Below are 3,915 nucleotides of genomic sequence, written 5' to 3'. Positions count from 1 at the left end.
AAGATTTCTCCAATTGAGTCACTAAATATTGAAGGAAATATTTTAGAAGATAATAGAAAAGGAGATAAGAGGACAAGTAAGAATGAAATTATTCATAGGTTATTTGGATATACTGGTAAAATTGCCTTTACTAATTTAGTTAGAAATAAGAAGAGATTTTATGCTACTGTTATATCCATTAGTATTAGTATAGCTCTTTTTATAACAGCAAATTACTTTGTTAAGAATCTAAATCCTTATTATCAAGCCAGTCAAACTATGACTTCAGATTATGTCCTATCTCTAAATAATAGTCGAGAACCAATAGGATATTCAAAAAAAGTAATCGATGAAATTAAAAATCTTGATGGAGTAAAGTCTGTTGACAAAATGAAATTTTACTACGGAACTTTAGGACTAAAGGGAAATCAATTAACACAAAAAGGACTTGAAGAGAATCAAGATGATAAAAATAAAATAGGCAACAATTTTGATGAAAATTGGCCATATTTAATTCGAACAATGGTTGTAGGATTATCTCAAGAAACTTTAAAGGAAAATGGAACATTTGACTCTGAGATCTATAAAGGGGATAAGTTATCAAATGTATATATTATGCAAAATCTAAACTATCAAAATACTACAAAAATAAAACAGGAAGATGAGATAAAAATAGAATTTAGCTATAAAGACTATCCAGAATGGATTCGTAAAAGAGGAATATTTAGAGTAGCTCAGGTATTAAGAGAATCACCAATAACTTTTAATACAAGAGATGGAGCTGCAATAATTTATATGGATGAAAAGGATATGGATAAATATTTTGGATTAGAGGGATATCAGAAGATAGAGATTGATGTTACTAAAGATGCTAATATTGGAAGAATTGAAAGTAAACTAAACGAGATAGCTAATAATCAGAAGAATGGAGAGTTGACAATCTTTAAAGATGAATTGGAAAAAATTGAACGAGTCAGGATTCAGATTGCTTCGATTCTTTATATTTTAATAGGAGTTATAGTATTAGTGGGACTAATAAATATTATAAATATTATGACTATCAATGTGATACTAAGACGTAGAGAATTTGGAATGTTAAGGGCCCTTGGAATGACAAATAATCAATTGAGAAAGGTAATTACTAAGGAAGGCTTGTTCTACGGTTTATTGAGCTCAATTATAGGGTCAATAATTAGTGTTATGTTAGTATGCTTAGTATATTATTTTGCTAGGAAAGGTTTAGATTTAGAATTGGAAATAAGCTATATATCTATACTCTTAGCATGTGTGGTAACTACCACATTAACAGTAATATCAACTTTAATTCCATTAAGGAAGGCAGTATCTCTTAATGTAGTTGAATCAATAAGAGCAATAGATTAAAAATATATGCCACAACTAAATTATTTGTAGTATATATTTTGTCATTAAAACTGTTTGAATTCCTCATTATATATGTGGATATTATATGTCAGTAATTATTTTTTATTATGACATTATATAAAAAACTAATAAGGAGTAGATATTATTAATGAGACAATTTATTAATAGAAAAGAAAGTAAATCAGGAAATGATGTAAGAGGTTATACATGTCCTGAGATGTGTATGGCTGGATGCGCTTCAGTTTGTACTGGTACATGTAGAGGTGCTTGTGATGCCGAGTGTATGGGTAATTGTTCGGGAACATGTGAAGGAACATGTAGAAATATTGTTAGTGCCATTATCTAGATAGATAATCGAGTAAAAGATTAGAGAGTAAGAGTTTTATTTAATTAACTTTGAGTATATTTTTACTGGCATATAATTATAAAATTGGAAATATTTAAGCATGGCTTTTAAAGCCATGCTTAAATATTATTATTTTCTAACAACTATCTATTTCAAAAATAAGAGTAGATAATATTAAGTAAATTTAATATTTGGAATTTTCAGAAAAATCTCTGATATAATAAACCTAATGGAAATATTATACATAAAATAGCAACCTGGTAATATGTCAAGAAGTTTTTTTAAAAGAAAATAAACGAATTGTTTTAAAAAGGGTAACTTTAATAGAACCTAGGTTTTTCAACAAAAAAACAGGTTTAATTTAAGAGTATATTTTATTGAATCTCTCCAACTTTATCATTGGAGTAGATTTGATTCTTAGTCAGCAAGCTAAAAATCAGGCGTACTAATTTACGGGATGTTAACGCGAGTGCTCTTCTGTGTTGATGGATCTTAACTTCACTAAATTTCTTGTAGTAATACTCTTTGTAGTCTGGAACATGATTTTTAACACAGTTTGCTGCTTCAATTAAGTAATATCTAAGATATTTGTTACCGGTTTTAGTCATCCTAGTATTTTCTGAAGTATAGTTACCAGACTGGTCTACTCTCCATGTGAGTCCCGCATATTTAGCGAGGGCATTGTGGGAAGTAAATGATTTCATGGTTCCAATTTCAGCTAGGATACCACTAGCAAGTACAGGTCCAATCCCTGGAATGGACTTCAGAGACTGATATTCACTAGTATTAAGACCTTTAATAGTTTTCTCGATGGCTTTATCAATGGCTTTAATTTCACTTTCTAGTGCCTTAATAACGTTAAAAGAAGAAGCGATTGAAACATTTAAAGGTTCATATACTACTTTATCTAATCAATAGGAGTCACGGGCTGCTTTCTTTAGCAACTTTGCAGTTTTTACAGGGTCACTAAAACGGTTTTTACCTTTTTCCTTTACGAATTCTACTAGATTTTCAATAGAAGTATAAGTAATATCATCTAAGGAAAGAAACTCTGTTAAAACGGCAGCAGAAGTTGCCCCATAAGTGTTAGTAAATGGACGTTCTTCTTTATCTGAAGTAGTATATTCACTAAATTTTAAATAGATATTAGATACCATATAAGACTTTTCTCTTGTAATTGATTCAATTAAATGTAATCTATGACGAGTAAGTCTTTGTAAAGCAAGAAATTGAGCTCCCCGCCAGGGGGCAGACTTAATTCTACCACATCTAGCAAAGTCAGCAATAATATATGCATCTAATGGATCGGTTTTATCTATATCTACAAAAGATTTTCTGTAATTAGCCACAGTCTTTGGATTTAAACAGTATACTAATGGTTTGTAAGCTAATAGAACTTCATCAGAGGATAAATAGTTTGCAATATGTGTACTGTAGACAGAGGTAGATTCTAAGGCAATAACAACAGTTTTTAAGCTATTAGAATTTAAGCAGTCTATGATACTTTCTAGTATTGCTTCAGCACCAGGCTGGTTATTTGCAGCATTTAAGCTAAGGAGTTGATTACCTTGAAAATCAAGAGCACATAAGACGTTAGTCTTAGAGCTAACATCAATACCAATATATAAAGTTGACATTATATTGTTCTTCATTTGATCACCACCTTTCGTCAGAAAATCGGAGAACAATTAGTAAAAGAGATATCCTAATCTTAGTCACTAACTGCAACCTCGCGTTATTAGCATTCACCTTTGAAAACTACCTTGCTGTTGGTCTAGTCAAAGGGATGCAGCACCTGTAGTAAGCAGATTTTGACAACTAAGTTAGGAAGCACGCTATTTTGGCAATAACCATAAGGCTTTGCAAGGGGGAAAAAGAATCATCCTTCGCCAATTATTCTATAATTATATTTTAGCCTTAGGATATCTCTTTGTAAAAGTGTAATAAGAAATATAATAAAAAATATGCTTAGAACACTTTAAAATAATGGTTCTAAACATATTATACGAGGGGGGATTGTATTGAGTATTTTAGAAGCATATGAGTTAAACAAAAAATATGGGGAAGGTGAAACTCAAGTACATGCATTAAAGGATGCAGAACTAAAGATAGAAAAAGGTGAGTTTGTTGCTGTAGTAGGACCCAGTGGTTCTGGTAAAAGTACGCTACTGCATTTATTAGCAGGACTTGATACACCTAGTTATGGA

The 3,915-nt window shown here is 30.7% G+C and carries 5 protein-coding genes; 3 read left to right on the top strand and 2 right to left on the bottom strand.

Features of this window, described 5'->3' with window-relative positions:
* On the top strand, window positions 1-1,362 hold a 1,362-nt coding region (locus tag JMO20_RS01360), incomplete at its 5' end, for an ABC transporter permease (protein WP_202707442.1).
* A 148-nt stretch (window positions 1,363-1,510) separates the two neighbouring features.
* Window positions 1,511-1,708 carry a hypothetical protein gene (locus JMO20_RS01355; RefSeq protein WP_202707440.1) on the top strand — a complete coding sequence of 66 codons (198 nt, stop codon included), beginning with the start codon at window positions 1,511-1,513 and terminating at the stop codon, window positions 1,706-1,708.
* A 374-nt stretch (window positions 1,709-2,082) separates the two neighbouring features.
* On the opposite strand, the gene JMO20_RS20715 is transcribed toward JMO20_RS01355, so the two are convergent.
* Window positions 2,083-2,532 (bottom strand): transposase, encoded by a 450-nt coding sequence (locus JMO20_RS20715; RefSeq protein WP_424141313.1) that lies wholly within the window; start codon window positions 2,530-2,532, stop codon window positions 2,083-2,085.
* Window positions 2,533-2,619: 87 nt separating this feature from the next.
* Window positions 2,620-3,360 (bottom strand): IS110 family transposase, encoded by a 741-nt coding sequence (locus JMO20_RS20230; protein ID WP_279380030.1) that lies wholly within the window; start codon window positions 3,358-3,360, stop codon window positions 2,620-2,622.
* Window positions 3,361-3,729: 369 nt separating this feature from the next.
* On the opposite strand from JMO20_RS20230, the gene JMO20_RS01345 reads away from it, so the two are divergent.
* A partial coding sequence (locus JMO20_RS01345; RefSeq protein WP_202707438.1) for an ATP-binding cassette domain-containing protein occupies window positions 3,730-3,915 on the top strand: 186 nt, incomplete at its 3' end.

It is taken from the genome of Sporosalibacterium faouarense (genome assembly GCF_016765695.1).
In the GTDB taxonomy this organism is placed as follows: Bacteria; Bacillota; Clostridia; order Tissierellales; family VENL01; genus Sporosalibacterium; species Sporosalibacterium faouarense.
Note: the sequence above shows the minus strand (reverse complement) of the source record. Positions and strands in the feature narration are given on the sequence as shown.